This is a genomic window from Bacillus sp. FG16, assembly GCF_057809515.1.
In genome coordinates this window covers 1-16,734 of record NZ_JBMDKC010000020.1, presented here as the reverse complement: position 1 = coordinate 16,734, position 16,734 = coordinate 1, and the positions used below count along the sequence as shown (strand labels likewise).

The 16,734-nt window shown below is 34.0% G+C and carries 19 protein-coding genes and 1 pseudogene; 13 read left to right on the top strand and 7 right to left on the bottom strand.

The window, feature by feature from the left end; all coding sequences use genetic code 11:
- Nucleotides 1-114 precede the first annotated feature (114 nt).
- The 5 genes from ACODS7_RS09925 to ACODS7_RS09905 all read left to right on the top strand — a co-directional run bounded on the left by ACODS7_RS09925 (nucleotide 115) and on the right by ACODS7_RS09905 (nucleotide 4,179).
- The gene (locus ACODS7_RS09925) at nucleotides 115-1,149 is read left to right on the top strand and encodes a FecCD family ABC transporter permease (protein ID WP_016080794.1); all 1,035 of its coding nucleotides are present in this window, start codon (nucleotides 115-117) and stop codon (nucleotides 1,147-1,149) included.
- Nucleotides 1,150-2,166, top strand: coding sequence for a FecCD family ABC transporter permease (locus ACODS7_RS09920; protein WP_043936323.1), 1,017 nt, complete (start codon nucleotides 1,150-1,152; stop codon nucleotides 2,164-2,166).
- Between the two features lie 21 nt (nucleotides 2,167-2,187).
- Nucleotides 2,188-3,096: an iron-hydroxamate ABC transporter substrate-binding protein gene (locus ACODS7_RS09915; protein WP_029442903.1), complete on the top strand. Its 909-nt coding sequence runs from the start codon at nucleotides 2,188-2,190 to the stop codon at nucleotides 3,094-3,096.
- A 204-nt stretch (nucleotides 3,097-3,300) separates the two neighbouring features.
- A complete protein-coding gene (locus ACODS7_RS09910; protein WP_016080797.1) occupies nucleotides 3,301-3,852 on the top strand; it encodes a GNAT family N-acetyltransferase in 552 nt (183 codons plus the stop codon).
- Nucleotides 3,853-3,951: 99 nt separating this feature from the next.
- Nucleotides 3,952-4,179, top strand: coding sequence for a coiled-coil domain-containing protein (locus ACODS7_RS09905; RefSeq protein WP_001047304.1), 228 nt, complete (start codon nucleotides 3,952-3,954; stop codon nucleotides 4,177-4,179).
- 71 nt (nucleotides 4,180-4,250) lie between these two features.
- On the opposite strand, the gene ACODS7_RS09900 is transcribed toward ACODS7_RS09905, so the two are convergent.
- The gene (locus ACODS7_RS09900) at nucleotides 4,251-5,576 is read right to left on the bottom strand and encodes an ArsB/NhaD family transporter (RefSeq protein ID WP_224980009.1); all 1,326 of its coding nucleotides are present in this window, start codon (nucleotides 5,574-5,576) and stop codon (nucleotides 4,251-4,253) included.
- Nucleotides 5,577-5,838: 262 nt separating this feature from the next.
- On the opposite strand from ACODS7_RS09900, the gene ACODS7_RS09895 reads away from it, so the two are divergent.
- Together ACODS7_RS09895 and bshB2 are read left to right on the top strand one after the other, a co-directional pair.
- Nucleotides 5,839-6,189, top strand: a complete 351-nt coding sequence (locus tag ACODS7_RS09895; RefSeq protein WP_000407046.1) for a YojF family protein — start codon at nucleotides 5,839-5,841, stop codon at nucleotides 6,187-6,189.
- 15 nt (nucleotides 6,190-6,204) lie between these two features.
- Nucleotides 6,205-6,867: a bacillithiol biosynthesis deacetylase BshB2 gene (bshB2, locus tag ACODS7_RS09890; protein ID WP_000439487.1), complete on the top strand. Its 663-nt coding sequence runs from the start codon at nucleotides 6,205-6,207 to the stop codon at nucleotides 6,865-6,867.
- Nucleotides 6,868-6,979: 112 nt separating this feature from the next.
- Here bshB2 and ACODS7_RS09885 read toward each other — a convergent pair whose 3' ends face one another.
- Entirely contained in the window at nucleotides 6,980-7,723 is a 744-nt protein-coding gene (locus ACODS7_RS09885) for an SDR family NAD(P)-dependent oxidoreductase (RefSeq protein WP_000768018.1), read from the bottom strand.
- A 932-nt stretch (nucleotides 7,724-8,655) separates the two neighbouring features.
- On the opposite strand from ACODS7_RS09885, the gene ACODS7_RS09880 reads away from it, so the two are divergent.
- Together ACODS7_RS09880 and ACODS7_RS09875 are read left to right on the top strand one after the other, a co-directional pair.
- Nucleotides 8,656-8,934: a hypothetical protein gene (locus ACODS7_RS09880; protein WP_050844360.1), complete on the top strand. Its 279-nt coding sequence runs from the start codon at nucleotides 8,656-8,658 to the stop codon at nucleotides 8,932-8,934.
- A 330-nt stretch (nucleotides 8,935-9,264) separates the two neighbouring features.
- The gene (locus ACODS7_RS09875) at nucleotides 9,265-9,489 is read left to right on the top strand and encodes a hemolysin XhlA family protein (RefSeq protein WP_000390462.1); all 225 of its coding nucleotides are present in this window, start codon (nucleotides 9,265-9,267) and stop codon (nucleotides 9,487-9,489) included.
- 66 nt (nucleotides 9,490-9,555) lie between these two features.
- Here the strand turns inward: ACODS7_RS09875 and ACODS7_RS09870 are convergent, their stop codons facing one another.
- Entirely contained in the window at nucleotides 9,556-10,122 is a 567-nt protein-coding gene (locus ACODS7_RS09870) for a DUF5823 family protein (protein ID WP_088114170.1), read from the bottom strand.
- Nucleotides 10,123-10,519: 397 nt separating this feature from the next.
- On the opposite strand from ACODS7_RS09870, the gene ACODS7_RS09865 reads away from it, so the two are divergent.
- Nucleotides 10,520-11,725: a multidrug effflux MFS transporter gene (locus ACODS7_RS09865; RefSeq protein ID WP_243168356.1), complete on the top strand. Its 1,206-nt coding sequence runs from the start codon at nucleotides 10,520-10,522 to the stop codon at nucleotides 11,723-11,725.
- Between the two features lie 551 nt (nucleotides 11,726-12,276).
- Entirely contained in the window at nucleotides 12,277-13,668 is a 1,392-nt protein-coding gene (locus ACODS7_RS09860; RefSeq protein ID WP_001284410.1) for an amino acid permease, read from the top strand.
- Between the two features lie 196 nt (nucleotides 13,669-13,864).
- Here ACODS7_RS09860 and ACODS7_RS09855 read toward each other — a convergent pair.
- Nucleotides 13,865-13,972: pseudogene (locus ACODS7_RS09855) on the bottom strand (zinc-binding alcohol dehydrogenase family protein); the annotation flags it as partial.
- A gap of 165 nt (nucleotides 13,973-14,137) precedes the next feature.
- Between ACODS7_RS09855 and aiiA the strand changes: the two are divergent.
- Complete coding sequence (aiiA, locus tag ACODS7_RS09850) at nucleotides 14,138-14,890, top strand: quorum-quenching N-acyl homoserine lactonase AiiA (RefSeq protein WP_043936320.1); 753 nt, start codon at nucleotides 14,138-14,140, stop codon at nucleotides 14,888-14,890.
- A gap of 40 nt (nucleotides 14,891-14,930) precedes the next feature.
- On the opposite strand, the gene ACODS7_RS09845 is transcribed toward aiiA, so the two are convergent.
- The 3 genes from ACODS7_RS09845 to ACODS7_RS09835 all read right to left on the bottom strand — a co-directional run bounded on the left by ACODS7_RS09845 (nucleotide 14,931) and on the right by ACODS7_RS09835 (nucleotide 16,439).
- The gene (locus ACODS7_RS09845) at nucleotides 14,931-15,425 is read right to left on the bottom strand and encodes a hypothetical protein (RefSeq protein ID WP_029442898.1); all 495 of its coding nucleotides are present in this window, start codon (nucleotides 15,423-15,425) and stop codon (nucleotides 14,931-14,933) included.
- An 89-nt stretch (nucleotides 15,426-15,514) separates the two neighbouring features.
- Nucleotides 15,515-15,979 carry a DMT family transporter gene (locus tag ACODS7_RS09840; RefSeq protein WP_000965812.1) on the bottom strand — a complete coding sequence of 155 codons (465 nt, stop codon included), beginning with the start codon at nucleotides 15,977-15,979 and terminating at the stop codon, nucleotides 15,515-15,517.
- 13 nt (nucleotides 15,980-15,992) lie between these two features.
- Nucleotides 15,993-16,439, bottom strand: coding sequence for a DMT family transporter (locus ACODS7_RS09835; protein ID WP_015000769.1), 447 nt, complete (start codon nucleotides 16,437-16,439; stop codon nucleotides 15,993-15,995).
- Between the two features lie 108 nt (nucleotides 16,440-16,547).
- Here ACODS7_RS09835 and ACODS7_RS09830 point away from each other — a divergent pair, with 108 nt between their 5' ends.
- The gene (locus ACODS7_RS09830) at nucleotides 16,548-16,685 is read left to right on the top strand and encodes a hypothetical protein (protein WP_243168357.1); all 138 of its coding nucleotides are present in this window, start codon (nucleotides 16,548-16,550) and stop codon (nucleotides 16,683-16,685) included.
- Nucleotides 16,686-16,734: the final 49 nt, after the last annotated feature.

Sequence of the window (16,734 nt, the reverse complement as noted above, 5' to 3'; positions counted from 1 at the left end):
ATTTAAAAAAAGTGGGGATATAATATCTAAATGAAAATGATAATTATTATCAATAATAATTACAAATAAAAAATAATTATAAAAAACAACTGAATATAAAGGATGAAATGAAACATGTTACATAAGTCTACTGTACATGCTGGTAGTAACCGCTGGATACATATTAAGTTCATATGTTTCATGAGCTTAACAATTTTATGTTTAATTGGATCTATATTTTTAGCCATTTCATTTGGTGCAAAGGATATTCATTTACAAACGGTGTGGACAGCGGTTTTGGATTACAATCCGAAATTAACGCAGCACCAAATTATTTATGAATTAAGGCTCCCGAGAGTAATTGGAGCAGCAGTTGTAGGGGCAGCTTTTGCGGTCGCTGGAGCGGTTATGCAAGGAGTAACACGAAATCCTTTAGCTGATGCAGGTGTACTTGGCATAAATGCAGGAGCGATGTTTGTAGTAGCACTTAGTTTTGCTTTTTTTCCGCATATGCCGTATTCCTATTTAATGATTGTTTCCTTTATTGGAGCAGTCTTAAGTACAGTACTTATTTTTGTTATTGGATCAGCAACATCAGGTGGGTTAACACCAATGAGGTTAACGATTGCTGGAGCTGTTATGGCAGCGCTTTTACATTCATTAAGTTCAGGTGTTGCGATTTATTATGATTTAAGCCAAGATTTAGCGTTTTGGTATGCTGGTGGTGTTGCAGGGGTTAAGTGGGAACACTTGAAATTTTTAGTGCCTATTATTCTTATAACGATTATTTTTGCGATAGTGTTAGGGCGATCTATTTCACTCATATCAATGGGGGATGATGTTGCTACAAATTTAGGAGTGAAAACGAACCGAACGAGAATACTAGGGATGACTATAGTAGTTATTCTGGCAGGTGTTTCTGTTTCAGCTGTTGGTTCTATTGGATTTGTAGGATTAGTTATCCCACACATTGCTAGAAAATTAGTTGGTGTTAATTATAGACTCATTATTCCTATGTCAGCATTATTAGGAGCTATGTTATTAGTTGTAGCTGACCTAGGAGCAAGAACAGTAAATCCTCCTAAGGAACTTGCGATAGGGATTATGGTAGCTCTTGTTGGAGTTCCGTTCTTCCTCTATATAGCACGTAAAGTCGGGAGGGAGCTATAAGTGAAAGATCTTTTTAACACGGATAAAAAGAGAGCTATTACTGTAACTGCAATCTTCGGATGTGTAAGTATCGCTGTAATTTTAATTAGTTTAAATACAGGGACACTGAGTATAGCGCCACTTAAAGTAATTGAAACACTTTTTGGTTATGGTGATTTTGAGAGCGCAACCGTGCTATACGATTATCGTATGCCAAGAATTATTATCACAATGTTAGCCGGTATTGGCCTTGGGATTTCCGGTGCGATTTTGCAAGGATTATCACGTAATGCACTTGCAGACCCTGGTATTCTTGGACTGCATTCAGGTGCATCTTTCGGGCTAATTATATTCGTTACATTCTTTCATTCTATTAATGAAAGTGCATCCATTTTAATACCGTTATTTACATTTGGCGGAGGAGTATTAGCTGCATTTCTTATTATTTTACTTGCGAGTGATCGGTCAAAAGGTTTACTTCCTATTAGACTTATTCTCGTTGGTATTGCAGTTTCAGCTGGTTTTAGTGCAATTTCGTTATTTTTCTCTCTCAAGTTAAATGATGAGACGTATACATTCGCTTCTAGATGGCTAGTTGGTAACGTGTGGGGAAGGGATTGGATTCATGTCCTTGCATTATTACCTTGGATTTTCATACTAACCCCTTATGCGTGGCTAAAATCTAAAACGTTAAATGCGTTGTCACTAGGTGATAGTGTAGCGGCAGGACTTGGTGTTTCTGTTCAAAAAGAACGGTTATTACTATTAGCTACAGCGGTTGGATTATCTTGCGCAAGTGTATCGATGGCAGGAGGGATTGGTTTTATCGGTTTAGTTGCTCCACATATTGCAAGAAAGTTAGTAGGTACTACCTATCAACATTTTCTTCCGCTAGCTGGCATTATCGGAATGATTATTTTAGTACTAGCAGATACGATAGGTCGTTCTATATTCGAGCCAAATTCTATTCCAGCTGGTGTAGTAGTGGCAGCTTTAGGAGCACCTTATTTTCTTTATTTACTTACAAAAACAAAATAAATACTTCAAAGAGGAGAACATATGAAAAAGAAACTTACTATTTTATTTAGCATCATGTGTATTTTAGTATTAGCAGCATGTGGTCAAACGAAAGCTAATGAAGAGGCAACGAAAAAAACTGAAAAAAGTAATAATCCGAAAATCGCTTCTATGTCCATTCACTTAACGAATAATTTACTTGCATTAGGAATTACACCTGTAGGCTCTGTTATTGGTGGAGATTTAAAAGATTTCTTACCGCATGCTAAAGAGAAGTTGAAAGATACGAAGAAGCTTGGTGTTGTAACAGATCCGAATATGGAAGCGTTGCTTCAGTTAAAGCCATCTGAAATTTATGTGGATGAAAAATACGCTGGCAAAGATTTAGCGAAATACGAAAAGATTGCAAAAACACATTCTTTCAATTTAGATGAAGGTACGTGGAGAGATCATTTAAAACAAGTTGGTAAACTTGTAAACCGTGAGAAAGAAGCAGATAAATATATTCAAGATTACGAAGAGCAATCAAAACGAGTAAAAAGTTTAATAGATAAAGAGCTAGGTAATAACGAAAAAGTAATGGCAATTCGCGTTACTGCAAAAGAATTACGTGTATTTAGTACGAAAAGACCGATGGGACCAATTTTATTCCAAGATTTAGGATTACAACCTGCAAACGGTGTAGAGAAAATTGATGGAAACCGTCCTTTCGAAGTCATTTCACAAGAAGTATTACCTGACTTTGATGCAGATGCGATTTTCGTCGTTGTAAACAGAGATGATAAGGCAAAAGCTGCATTTAAACAACTTCAAGAAACACCAATTTGGAAAGATTTAAAAGCAGTTAAAGGCAAGCACGTATACATTATCAATGATCAACCATGGCTTGACTATTCTGCTTTAGGAAACAAAATGGCAATGGATGAAGCGGAGAAAATGTTTACGAAATAATATCGATTCGTTGTTAGGAAGACCCTCTAAATTTTGAGGGTCTTTTTTTATTGTTAGAATAAATGAAAAATTATACAATGAATTTAATTTAACGTAGAGGAGATATGCCAATGTCAGCGCTTATTGTAAGTATCCCGTTTATGAAACAAGGGGATAAATAGGTTAAAATAAGTATCCCCGCTATTAAAAAAAGGGGAGTTTGAAATGACAATGAATCTTTTTCGAAATAAAACGATTAAATTATCAGCTATTAGAGAAGCTGATGCTGAAGTAATGGCTATGTGGCAAGAGGATAGTGAATATTTAAGAAATGTAGATACAGATGTAGCATTCCCGCAATCGATACAAGAAATAGCAAGTGATGGGCTATTAAAAGGACGGAAATCGAATAGTGTATCTTTCATGTTGAGGACAGTTCAAGATGATCGTTTAATTGGTTTTGTGGCGATTCATGGCATAGAGTGGAATAACAGAACAGGGTTATTAGCAATTGGTATAGGAGATGCGAATGATAGAGGGAAGGGATATGGAAAAGAAGCGATCCATCTTATCTTAAAATATGCTTTCTATGAATTGAATTTGCACCGCGTCGGTCTTGATGTTATCTCTTATAATAAAGCTGCGATTGAGTTGTATAAAAAGATGGGTTTTCAGATGGAAGGTTGTATGAGAGAAGCAGTTCAAAGAGATGGGAAGTGTTTTGATCGTATGATTATGGGGATATTGCGGGATGAATGGATAGAGCTGCAAGATTAGCGAATACATTCAATATTATATATGTAGTATGCAGGAGATATAATGATAATTGGCGAAAATTTACAGTGAACTGATTGAATTTATAAGGAGTTATGTAAAATGAATTTAGAAAAAGCAAAACCAGTAAATGAAGAGGTCGCTGAATTAAAGGAACTAATTAAAGAGTTACACGGAAGTGTACATCAACTGCAAAGCGAAGTGCAGCAACTAAGGCACGAAAGACCAGTTGTTGAAGTGAGAAAAGGTGTTCAATTATCACCAACAATTGTCGGACAAATTGGTGGTATGATTTTAGGTGGGTTAGCAATTATCGGTATATTTTGGTGATGAAAAAAGGTTTGCAGCACGATGCTGCAAACCTTTTGTATTTGACGATATAATTTCATGCAATACAACTTTTACATTAAATAACGTAAATATATATAAGCATGTGATAACAAGAGTGCAACAATAGTTAATGGTAAACCAATTTTTAAGAAGTCCATATAAGAGAAAGCATGTCCTTCACGTTTTGCAATACCAGCAACGACTACGTTTGCAGATGCTCCGATTAGCGTTCCGTTTCCTCCTAAGCAAGCTCCAAGAGATAACGCCCACCATAGTACTTCGATTTGCGGAGAATCGACAGATAGTCCGAGTCCTGTAGCTAAGTCTTGAATAAGAGGGATCATCGTTGCGACAAATGGGATGTTGTCGATTGTCGCAGATGCGATGCCAGATACCCATAAAATAAGTATAGCTGCGAATCCGATGTCACCGTTTGTTACGTCGACTACTTCTTTTGCAAGTGAAGAGATAAGTCCGATATCAATTAACCCGCCAACGAGAACAAATAGTCCGGCGAAGAAGAAAATGGTTACCCATTCAACGTGGGCAAATACATCTTCAATGTCATGTTCTTTCACGCCGATTAACATAAGAAGTGTAGCGCCTGTCATCGCGATAACAGCAGCGTCTACATGAATAATCGAATGAAGTACGAAGCCTAAAATAGTTAGTCCTAAAATCGAAATAGATTTTAAAAGGAGGCTTTGATCTTTAATGTAATCTTTTTCGTTTAATGCCATTAGTTTTTCGATTTGTTCAGGTGTTGTTTTTAGTTTGTTACGATACATGAAGTAAATAATGCCAAGTGTCACGATAGAAATAATAATTACGATTGGAGCTAAGTTAAGTAAAAAGGCGTTAAAGTCTAAATGCTTGTTTGCTGATCCAATCATAATATTAGGTGGATCACCGATTAATGTTGCTGTTCCGCCTATATTTGAAAACAGCACTTCTGAAATCAAATAAGGCACAGGATTTACTTTTAAAATACGTGTAATGGATAATGTAACAGGAACGATTAATAAAACAGTCGTTACATTGTCCAAAAATGCTGATCCGACAGCAGTTAATAGGGATAGTAATAATAAAATGCGAATCGGTTTTCCGCCAGCCGCTTTTGCCGCTTTAATGGCCACAAATTCAAAGACGCCTGATTGACTCGTAATATGTACGAGAATCATCATCCCAATTAAAAGGGTAATCGTTTCCCATTGAATATGTGATGTGAAAGCAGTATGTAAATCTACAACTCCAAAAATAATCATAATAGCAGCACCGAATAGTGCGATTACAGCACGATTCAATTTCTCAGAAATAATAAATCCGTACGTGATTAAAAATACGGCAATTGCAAAATAATATTGCCAATTTGCTACTTCATGTGCTGATTGTTCCAATCATGTCACCTTCTTTAAATTATGTATTCAATTGTCGAAATGTATCTCGCTGCAATAATGCGGGATAAAATATATTGTAGCAAATTCAAAAAAGAAAGAAAACTATTTAACAAAGTGAAGGAAAAAATGTATTTTTTACATATCATATAAAAAATATAAAAAACACAGTGCAAATTATTAGGAAAAGTGAGCGTTGTCCTCTAATATAGAGATAGCAATTTACATTATTTTTGCGTAAAATGGTTTAAAGAGGTGAATTCCGATGGAAATAGTAAAAGATAGTTCTCTTATTCAAAATGAAATTGAACGTTTTGTAAATAAAGATGTATATATTCATTTAGAAACGACAAACGGAGCGTATGCATCACACATAAATGAAAAGATGATGACAGTTGGTGCTTTCATTCGAAATGCAATTATCCGTTTTGAACGCGGGAAGATAACTGGAACAAATCCATACCGAGTTGGTCTAAAAATGGATCATGGTTGGGTATATGCTGAAGGTATTACGCACTGGGAAGTAGATGGTCAAGAGCGTTTATTACTAGCTGGACATGATAATTTAGGTCGTCTAGCAGTTGCACTTGAGTTAAGCTTAACACCATTTAAGTAAGAAGGAGGGAAACTTATGGAGAGACATGTACTTGTTGTATTTCCGCATCCAGATGATGAAGCATATGCTGCGGGAGGAACAATTCGCTTATTAACAGATCAAGGAGTACCTGTAACATATGCATGTGGTACTCTAGGACAAATGGGACGTAACATGGGTAAGAACGTATTCGCTAACCGTGAAACGATCCCAAATATCCGTGAGAAAGAATTGAAAGATGCTTGTGAAGCGATGGGGATTAAAGATTTAAGAATGCTTGGCTTCCATGATAAAACGTTAGAATTTGAAGATGTTGATTTCGTTGCTGACAAAATTGAAGCAATCATTCAAGAAGTAAATCCATCTCGAATTATTACATTTTATCCAGAGCACGGTGTACATCCAGATCATAATGCATTTGGCCGCGCTGTCGTTCGCGCTGTATCACGTATGCCAAAAGAAGAGCGCCCAGTTATCCATGCGGTTGCGATTACGAAAAATCGTGAAGCAGTATTAGGAGAACCGGATGTTGTAAATAACATTAGTGAAGTATTTGATCATAAATTAACTGCACTAGGTGCGCACCGTTCACAAACAGAAGCAATGCTTGAAGACACGCATGCAAAAATAAAAAACAAAGATGCAGCAACATTAAAATGGCTGCAACTTGAACAATTTTGGACTTATAAATGGGAGTAGGCTAGAAGGGTATCTTCTAGTTGCTCTTACATAGAAAAAGCGCCGTCACTTGTGATGGCGCTTTTTCTTGTTGAAGACTATATATTTCTTAGGGTGCTTCAAAATTTTAAAATTAACGTGCAGTATAGCCTCCATCAACAAGAAGTGTTGTACCGTTAACAAAACTAGCATCATCACTTGCTAAAAATAAGACAGCTTTAGCGACTTCTTCTGGTGTTCCAAGTCTGCCTTGTGGATGAAGTGAAGCTAAATATTCTTTCTGTTGAGGATTAACACTACCTAGTAAAGGGGTGTCAATATAACCAGGGCACACCGCGTTAATACGTATTCCATATTTAGCGTAGGCAGTACATAAATTTTGAGTTAATAGTTTCACACCACCTTTTGCAGAGGAGTATGCTGTTGGGGTAGGTAATGAAACAAAACTATGAATCGAACCAGCGTTAACGATGACACCACCTGTACCTTGTTTAAGAAATTGTTCAATCGAATATTTATCAGAAAGGAATACCCCAGACAAATTAATATCAATAGTTCTTTTCCACTTTTCATAGGATAATTCGTTTGCCGGTGCATCATCAGCAACGCCGGCATTGGCATACATAATATCTAATTTACCGTATGTACTTACTGTCTCATGAATTAGCTGTTTAATATCTGCCTCTTTTGTTACATCGGTTTTAATAAATAACGTATTATATCCATGTGCATTCAATTCATCTGATAGTTCTTTTCCACGTTCAGAAAAGTCAGCAATAACTACTTTTGCACCTTCTTCGATAAAAAGACGAACAGTAGATTCGCCAATTCCACTTGCACCACCAGTTATGATTGCTACTTTGTCTTTTAATTTCATATAAACCTCTCCATTCATCAATGAATTTAAGTCGAATTTTTAAATCTTGTTACTAAACTATTAACCTTAAATAGTAAGTAGATAGAAGAAAAAGCTCGCGTTTACTTAATCGTGAGAGTGCTATTTTTCTTTAGTGTACTTTTTGATACAGTTATGGACGAAAATATTAATTTGGTCAATTTTATCATTAGATTGAATATTTGGTAAAGAGCTCTCGAACAGAGCGAGTACGGATGCTGAAAAATTAAAATAAACATGCAGTATTATTTGTAGGGTAAGGAACAAGGGGGGGGAGAGAAGCATAACGAAAACTACTACTCTAGTTAAATAGGAAAAAGCCTTGCAGGGGGGCAAGGCTTTAAACAGGGTATTAAAAATTATTGATTTATTAAGAATAACTTCTTCTTGTGAATAAACTAATTTTAGCATGATAACTCATATGTATGTGTTACGAATTTGTGAATAAAAACTCAATGATAAAAGTATGAGTGAAAGGAAATAATGTATTTGAAATATGCATTATTACACAAAGTTCAGTTGAAATAGGGAGAAAAATAAAAAAGTGCAATGAGCAAAATGATTAAGAGACGAATTATACGAAAGGTCGGTGGAACGCCTAATATTTAATTTGTTTCACTATAATATTAATTCCGATGCTACAAAATTCAAGAGATGACTTATCAATATAAAAACAAAAAGTTCTCAGAATCTACGGCTTTAAAATCAAAAAAATTTAATCATTGGCATAAGGGAATTTTATATTGATTGGTCGAAGAAGGAGATTTGTATATTTAATTTCTTTTTGCATTTAATTCTTTAGAACTGATTTTTAATAATGTATATAAGAAGCGTATATTTTGAATTATTTAATAGGATAATATATATTTATATTGATTTAATGATTTTAGTTTGTTAAAAATGGGGAAATCGATATGAAGGTTAAATTTGCTGTAATAAAAGATGAGAATTTTGATTGTATTTTATTGGAAACAAAATTATTGAAAACTTTTAAAGAAGTAGATTGTGAAGCAGATATTGTAAAGGTTGAGGATGAAATTATTGAAAACAATGATATACAAACGCATTTATCAGAAATAACCATTCATGTTACTGGAAAAAATATCGGATATAGATCCGTTTCAGCCAGTATATTTATTGTTCTAGAGAGTTTATCAATACAGCTATTTCGTATTAATATTAGTATACATTAAGCAGCTGAAAAAGTGGATTCTTCAGAAAATCATACTGATTATATTGAGTTGTAAATATGAAAATGGTGATGAAAACAATAGAAATTATCGTAGGTGCTCCCGAATGTTGGATTACACCTTGTTTGTTGTTAAATAAACAAGGGATTCCTTTTCTAATTTTAATTTATCTTAACGCTAATTTATAAATAGAAAAATGGAAACATGTGAGTAATTCAATTAGATTGTACAAATAATTTGATACGCGGATATACGCAATGTATTCACAGGTAAGAGGGTTGTCTCATAATATATATAGATTTTTCTATTAAGATGAACAGAGGGTGTGAATATATGGAAGATGTTTACGCTAAAATTGACAGTTTAAAAGCGGAGCAAAAAGAAATTATGAGAGACATTCGAAATTTAGAAACGCGTACTACTATTAATGAGAAAGATATAGCAACAATCAATAAGCAATTAGAAAAAATAAGTACAAACACAACTTGGATTTTGCGGATTATTATTAGCGCGATAATAATGTCAGTTTTAGGATTAATATTAAAAGGAATGATTTAGTCTTGTGAAATAGAAAGATAGAAAAGAAAGAGGGGAGCTCCCTCTTTCTTTTCTGTAAATGAGAAGCTATAAATTTTCCGTTTCCTTTTCACCTGCATATTTTTCCTCTAAAGAAATTAATAGAGGAATGGATACAGTTACTAGAATAATTAAAGTAGTTATAAAAGATTTAGAAAGAGAAAAAGAACCTTCAATTAAAGGTGATAAAAACTTGAATGAAAGTATACTTGTTATTAAGGAAATTACTAAAAAGCTCAAAAGAGATATATTTTTATTCTTTATAGATGTCTCTATAAAGTCTTTAATACAGGTTATTACGACAAAAATAGTTAATATGATAAGAGAAATAAAATAATGTGTTACATTTGTCATACTAATAGTAGGATCGTCTATTATGTAAGCAAGTAACTTAGATACTAACATGCCTCCAAACAATAAAATAATAAAAGCGAGTAATCCTTCCGATATATAAGTGCTTAAATTGTTTTTCTTGTTAAAGAGTTTATAGTTTAGAGTAGATTGGGTTATTTGAATTAGGAATAGGGTAATAATCCATACATAATATACAAATGGTAATTCTCCTGAGAATAGAGAAATTAGAAAGTTTACTACTGTCCTTAAAATTTCAATCATTACGAAAGTCCTCCTACTTGTTCAGCTTTATGACATTAGGAATATATGAGTCTATCATTTTATAATTAGGTTTGTGTATTCAAATTATTTCTAATTATTCCATAATAAGGTTGTTATATCAAGTAGTTATCTTCTATGGTGTGTATTAGTTGTTCACTAATATAAAAAGAACATTTGAACGTTAGCACTAGAAAAATAAAAGTAATATGTAATATAATTGAAAAAGTATATTTAAAAATCAATGTTAATATTACCCTCCTATAAGTATTAACATACGTAATTGAGGTGTTTTCTTTGTTGTTTTATGATCGAATTTCTATAATGGCCCCTCCTGTTCCGTAGCTAAGGAAAGTCTTTTTATTTCTGAGATTTTCAAAGTTATAGGAGGGTATGAAAAATGAAAAATGAAAAAGTCTCAGTACCATCACTTTTGTTAATGATTATTCTTGTCGCATTTCCGCAAATTAGTGAAACGATTTACACACCGTCTTTACCGGACATTTCAAAGGCGTTACATGTAAGTAATAATGAGGTGCAGTTAACACTTAGTGTGTATTTTGCTGGATTTGCTTTAGGTGTATTTTTTATTGGATGGCTATCAGATATGATTGGCCGTCGCCGGGCGATGCTACTTGGAATTGTTGTATATGGCGCGGGGAGTTTCTTATGCTATATTGCAAATTCCATTGAAGTTTTATTGGTAAGTCGTTTTATTCAAGCGTTTGGAGCAAGTGCAGGATCTGTGGTTACACAAACGATTCTTCGGGAAAGTGTAGATGGGCATAAGCGGCATGTTATGTTCGCTCAAATTTCGGCAGTCATTGCTTTTACACCAGCTATAGGACCGTTAATTGGTGGCTTTCTTGATCAAATGTTTGGATTTAAAATAGTATTTTTAAGTTTAGTTGTTATGAGTGTCGGGATTTTTCTGTATACGTTTGTTTCTCTTCCAGAAACAAAAACGGACTCAGTGACAAATGAAATAAATGTCTTTTCAGTATTGAAAAGATTAATTACAAATCCGAAAGTAGTAACATATGGGCTATTAATTGGAGGAGCAAATGGTGTTTTATTTAGCTATTATGCAGAAGCGCCGTTTATCTTTATTGAATACTTTCAATTATCACCTAGTATGTATGGATTTTTAGGAATTGTTGTAGCGTCTGCTTCTATTGTTGGAGCGAAAGTTTCAAAACGTTTACTTGCTACTTATAAACCAGAGAAAATTATATATATCGGTTGTCTCGTAATGATAGGAGGAGCTATCCTTTTATCTGTTATTACGTTTGTTGGATCAAATCCGAATGTTATATATATGGTTGTATTTTTAATAGCGATGTTTATATTGTTATTAGGGATTGGAGTAGCGTTACCTAACTGTTTAAGTTTAGCGTTAGTAGATTTTCAAGATGTTATTGGTACAGCAGGTGCATTGTTTAGTTTAGGGTACTATGTAATTGTAACGATGACAATTTGGGGAATGAGTCAGCTGCATACAGGCTCGTTACTGGTGATGCCACTTTATTTTCTGGTTATTGTAGTTATAATGGCAATGTTTACTAAAGTGTTTATCTTTGGTAAGAAAACTTCGAAATCGATTTAAATATGAAATCGTAAAAGGGTCTCATTTTTTAATGAGACTCTTTTATATTTTATACCTCAAAATTGGACTGGACTAAAGAAGTTAGTAATTTATTAATATATTAAATTTCTGATTGGTATATGAATCTAGCGTTTGGGAAATTACGTTATCAACTATGAAGATTGAAGTGCATGAAGTATGAAACCGAGGAAGATAAGATCTCCTCGGTTATTTATATTGTAATAATATACATGCCGGAATCATATTGAATAGATGTATTTTATTGTTAATTTAGTTAAAAATTAAGTGCAATCATGCATATTAATTTATTGAAAAAATAATTGAATTTTTCAGATTAATGAATTAATATAAGGTAAGTAATTTTAAGATTTATAGAATATTGGAAGATGAAAGGTTTTGAGAATTTTATTAGGAGCACAAAACGATTTTAGGATAGCTTTAAAGCTAGTGTAAAATGACGTTTGCTTCATCATTTTCAGGGCCGAAAGGAATTAGGGGAAAGCATCTTGTTTTAAAATGCGGCTATGAATCATCTAAGAGGGGGAAGTGAAGTGGCAAACAAAGAATTGAAAAGAGGTTTAGAAGCACGTCATATTCAAATGATTGCTTTAGGCGGAACGATTGGTGTTGGTTTGTTTATGGGGTCAGCCAGCACAATTAAATGGACAGGTCCGTCAGTAATGCTTGCTTATGCAATTGCAGGTATTTTCATCTTCTTCATCATGCGTGCCATGGGAGAAATGTTGTATATGGAGCCAAGTACAGGCTCATTTGCGACGTTCGGTCATAAGTATATTCATCCGCTAGCTGGTTATATGACAGCTTGGAGTAACTGGTTCCAGTGGGTTATCGTTGGGATGTCAGAAATTATCGCGGTTGGAGCGTATATGCAATATTGGTTCCCGGACTTACCAGCTTGGATACCAGGTATAATTGCAATGGTCATTCTTGGCGCAGCTAACTTAATTTCTGTTAAGTCATTTGGTGAATTTGAATTTTGGTTCGCGATGATTAAAATCGTTACGATTCTATTAATGATTATTGCAGGGTTTGGCCTTATTTTCTTTGGAATTGGTAACGGCGGAGAAGCGATTGGCATATCTAATCTTTGGTCAAATGGCGGTTTCTTTACAGGTGGTTTTTCAGGATTCTTCTTTGCATTATCACTTGTAGTTGGAGCGTATCAAGGTGTGGAATTAATCGGAATTACTGCTGGCGAAGCGAAAAATCCAAAGAAGACACTTACAAGAGCGATTCAAAGTACAATTTGGCGTATTTTAATATTCTATATTGGTGCTATTTTCGTTATTGTAACTGTATATCCGTGGGATCAATTAAGTACAATTGGTAGCCCGTTCGTAGCGACTTTTGCGAAAGTTGGTATTACGGCAGCAGCTGGACTTATTAACTTCGTTGTAATTACAGCGGCAATGTCTGGTTGTAATAGTGGTATTTATAGTGCTGGACGTATGCTTTATACGTTAGGTGTAAATGGACAAGCACCGAAATATTTCACGAAACTTTCTGGAAATGGTGTACCTTTATTCGGTACAGTTGGCGTAATTATCGGTCTGGCGGTTGGTGTTGTTTTAAGTTACATCGCACCGAAAAATTTATTCGTATATGTATATAGTGCGAGTGTACTCCCTGGTATGGTACCGTGGTTTGTCATTTTAATTAGTCAAATTAATTTTAGAAAAGAAAAGGGAGCAGAGATGAAAGATCATCCGTTCAAAATGCCGTTTGCTCCTGTTACAAACTATTTAACGATTGCCTTTTTAATTATGGTGTTAATCGGAATGTGGTTTAACGATGATACTCGTATTTCACTAGTTGTAGGTATTATTTTCTTAGCTATCGTTACAATTAGTTTCTATGCTTTCGGAATAGGGAAGCGTGCTCCGTTAGACGTTCAAAATAATAAAGAGATTTCAAGTAAATAAAGAAAAGGCTGTTCATCTGGAACAGCCTTTTCATGTTGTTGCTATTTGTCGATAAATCGATATACCTTGACGAATCGTTGATATAATTTGATTTATGATAGATATATTTGAAAAATCGTTGATATATTGTACGTTATGATAGATATATTCGAAAAATCGTTAATATAGTTTCACATACTATCTGTCACTATCATGATTAAAATCTCTCTAATACGATTTTCCCAATGGTGTGCCCGCTTTCAAGTAGTGCATGTGCCTTCTTTAAGTTTTCAGCGTTAATCGGTGTTAATGTTTCATTTAAAGTAAGAATTCTTTACTTCTATATTATAGATGGTGAAATACTGCTATGTAAAAAAATACCCTCTTTTTATGCAAGCTGTACTGATAGTCTAGAAGGAGTTTATTTCTAAAAAGAAGAATTTTTTACTGTATTACTTTATCCAAAACTAAATGTAAAGGTGGATACATAATGACAGTAAAGAAACTTTATTTCATCCCAGCAGGTCGTTGTATGTTGGATCATTCGTCTGTTAACGGTACTTTAACTCCAGGGAAACTATTAGACTTGCCGGTTTGGTGTTATCTTTTGGAGACGGAAGAAGGTCCTATTTTAGTAGACACTGGTATGCCAGAAAGTGCAGTTAATAATGAAGGGCTTTTTAACGGTACATTTGTTGAGGGACAGATCTTACCGAAAATGACTGAAGAAGATAGAATTGTCAATATTTTAAAGCGTGTAGGGTATGAGCCAGAAGACCTTCTATATATTATTAGTTCTCACTTACATTTTGATCATGCAGGAGGAAACGGTGCTTTTACAAATACACCGATTATTGTACAACGAACGGAATATGAGGCAGCACTTCATAGAGAAGAATATATGGACGAATGTATATTACTGCATTTGAACTACAAAATTATTGAAGGGGATTATGAAGTGGTACCCGGTGTTCAATTATTGTATACGCCAGGGCATTCTCCAGGCCATCAGTCGTTATTCATTGAGACGGAGCAATCCGGTTCAGTTTTATTAACGATTGACGCATCGTACACGAAAGAGAATTTTGAAGATGAAGTGCCGTTCGCAGGATTTGATCCAGAATTAGCTTTATCTTCAATTAAACGTTTAAAAGAAGTTGTGACGAAAGAGAAACCGATTGTTTTCTTTGGCCATGATATAGAGCAGGAAAAGGGTTGTAGAGTGTTCCCTGAGTATATATAGTGCAAAAAGTCATGAGCTCGCGTGCTCATGACTTTTTCGTTTAAATAATTTTTTTGAATAAGTTATATACTTTTTTCGAATTGTCTTCATTTAATTGGTAATACGTAAGGTTTACATCATCAGGAGTATCTTGTTGCGCAATCATCACTTCGCTATTGTGATGATCAACTACCCATATGAAATATTTTTTATAAGTTCCATCTTCGAATGTAATCCACATATCACAATCTATTAAATCTGATCCTTCCTCATCCAATGTTAATTTTCCTTTTTTTGCGGTATTCATACTCGTAATAAACGTTTTTAATTCATCTGTTTTTGTGAGAAAGATATCCTTTTTTGTTTTAATTGATTCTACATGTATATCTTTTATTTCCTGTTTTCCTAAAAAAACAGGGGGCTCATTTGGATCTCGCGAGCTTGAAATAATAGTAGCTTTCTTTTTCGGTTGATTTGCAGTATAGAGATCTTGAATAGATTTTCCCGAGTTTATAAACCATACAATTCCAGAAATAATTAATACGCTACCTAGCAATAAAATAATTTTTTTAATAGGGTTTTCTCCTCTCTATTACTTCGTGTGAAGAGCTTTTCTATTAATATATGATAGGTAAGCGTAAAGTATTATAGTTGAACTTGGTTATGCTTCACAGTTTTTATCGGGCGATCTATGAGTAAATTGTAAGTGAGCCCAATTAATACGAAAATGCCACCGATAACTTTACCGATTGAGAGTTCATTTGTCAGGAAGAAATCAATAATAGTCCCCGCAAATAATTGTCCGATAAAGATGAGTAATGTTAAATAAAAGGCTGATATTTTAGGAGTAATATAGTTGGATAATGAAATAACGATAACGCCTACTAATCCACCTAAGTACACGGCGATAGGAATAGATTGCAACGTATGAATAGGAATATACAATGAATCTGAACTGAAAATTAAAAATAACATAGAGAAAAATAATCCAGTAATATAATTGAAAAACGTGCCTTCCCAGTTTCCAATTTCCTTTGCTAAATTCGCGTTAATAATTCTAGCAACGACGATAGAAACACCAGCTAAAATAGCGATCGTAATATATAACATATTTTTGCCCCCATTAATATATTGTCATGATAATAATCCCAGAAGAGATGAATGCCAATCCAACTAGTTTTTTCTTTTCAAACTTTGCAACTTTCATTCCTAATAAGCCGAAATGATCGATAACGATGGAAGCAATAGATTGACCGAGTAAACTTAATGCGATTGTAATAGAGGCACCGAGGACGGAGAAACTTATATTATTAAAAAGAACAGTGAATACTCCAATCGCTCCAGCACTATATAAAAAAAGTGGAATACTTTTATCGAAATGAATTTTATGTTTGTTTAAGATTAAAATGAAAATAACTGCAATTAAACCGACAAGGTGAATGACAACGCTTGCTGTATACTTCCCAATTAACTCGGATAAAATTCCATTCAATGGAAGCATAACGGCGATGAGCACACCAATAAAGACAGAAAGAAAGTTATACAATGTAATATCCCCTTTATATTTCATATTTGTAATGACTGTATCATGCTGAAATTGTGTATTGTTATGACATATGTCATAGTGGAAGAAGAAAATTTTGATTACAATGGGGATGAGTTGTAAAGGTGGGGGACTATGAAGAAAGTATGTAATTCTATTAAATTAGCAGAGTATATGAAGCAAAATAATATTGATTCATTTTTTAGTAATGATATGAAGCCATATATGGAACTTATATTTTTTAAAAAGAATGAGTTTATTTGTAGAGTATAAATGCTAGTTTAAATGTACACATTAACACTTGAATAATCATGTACATTTT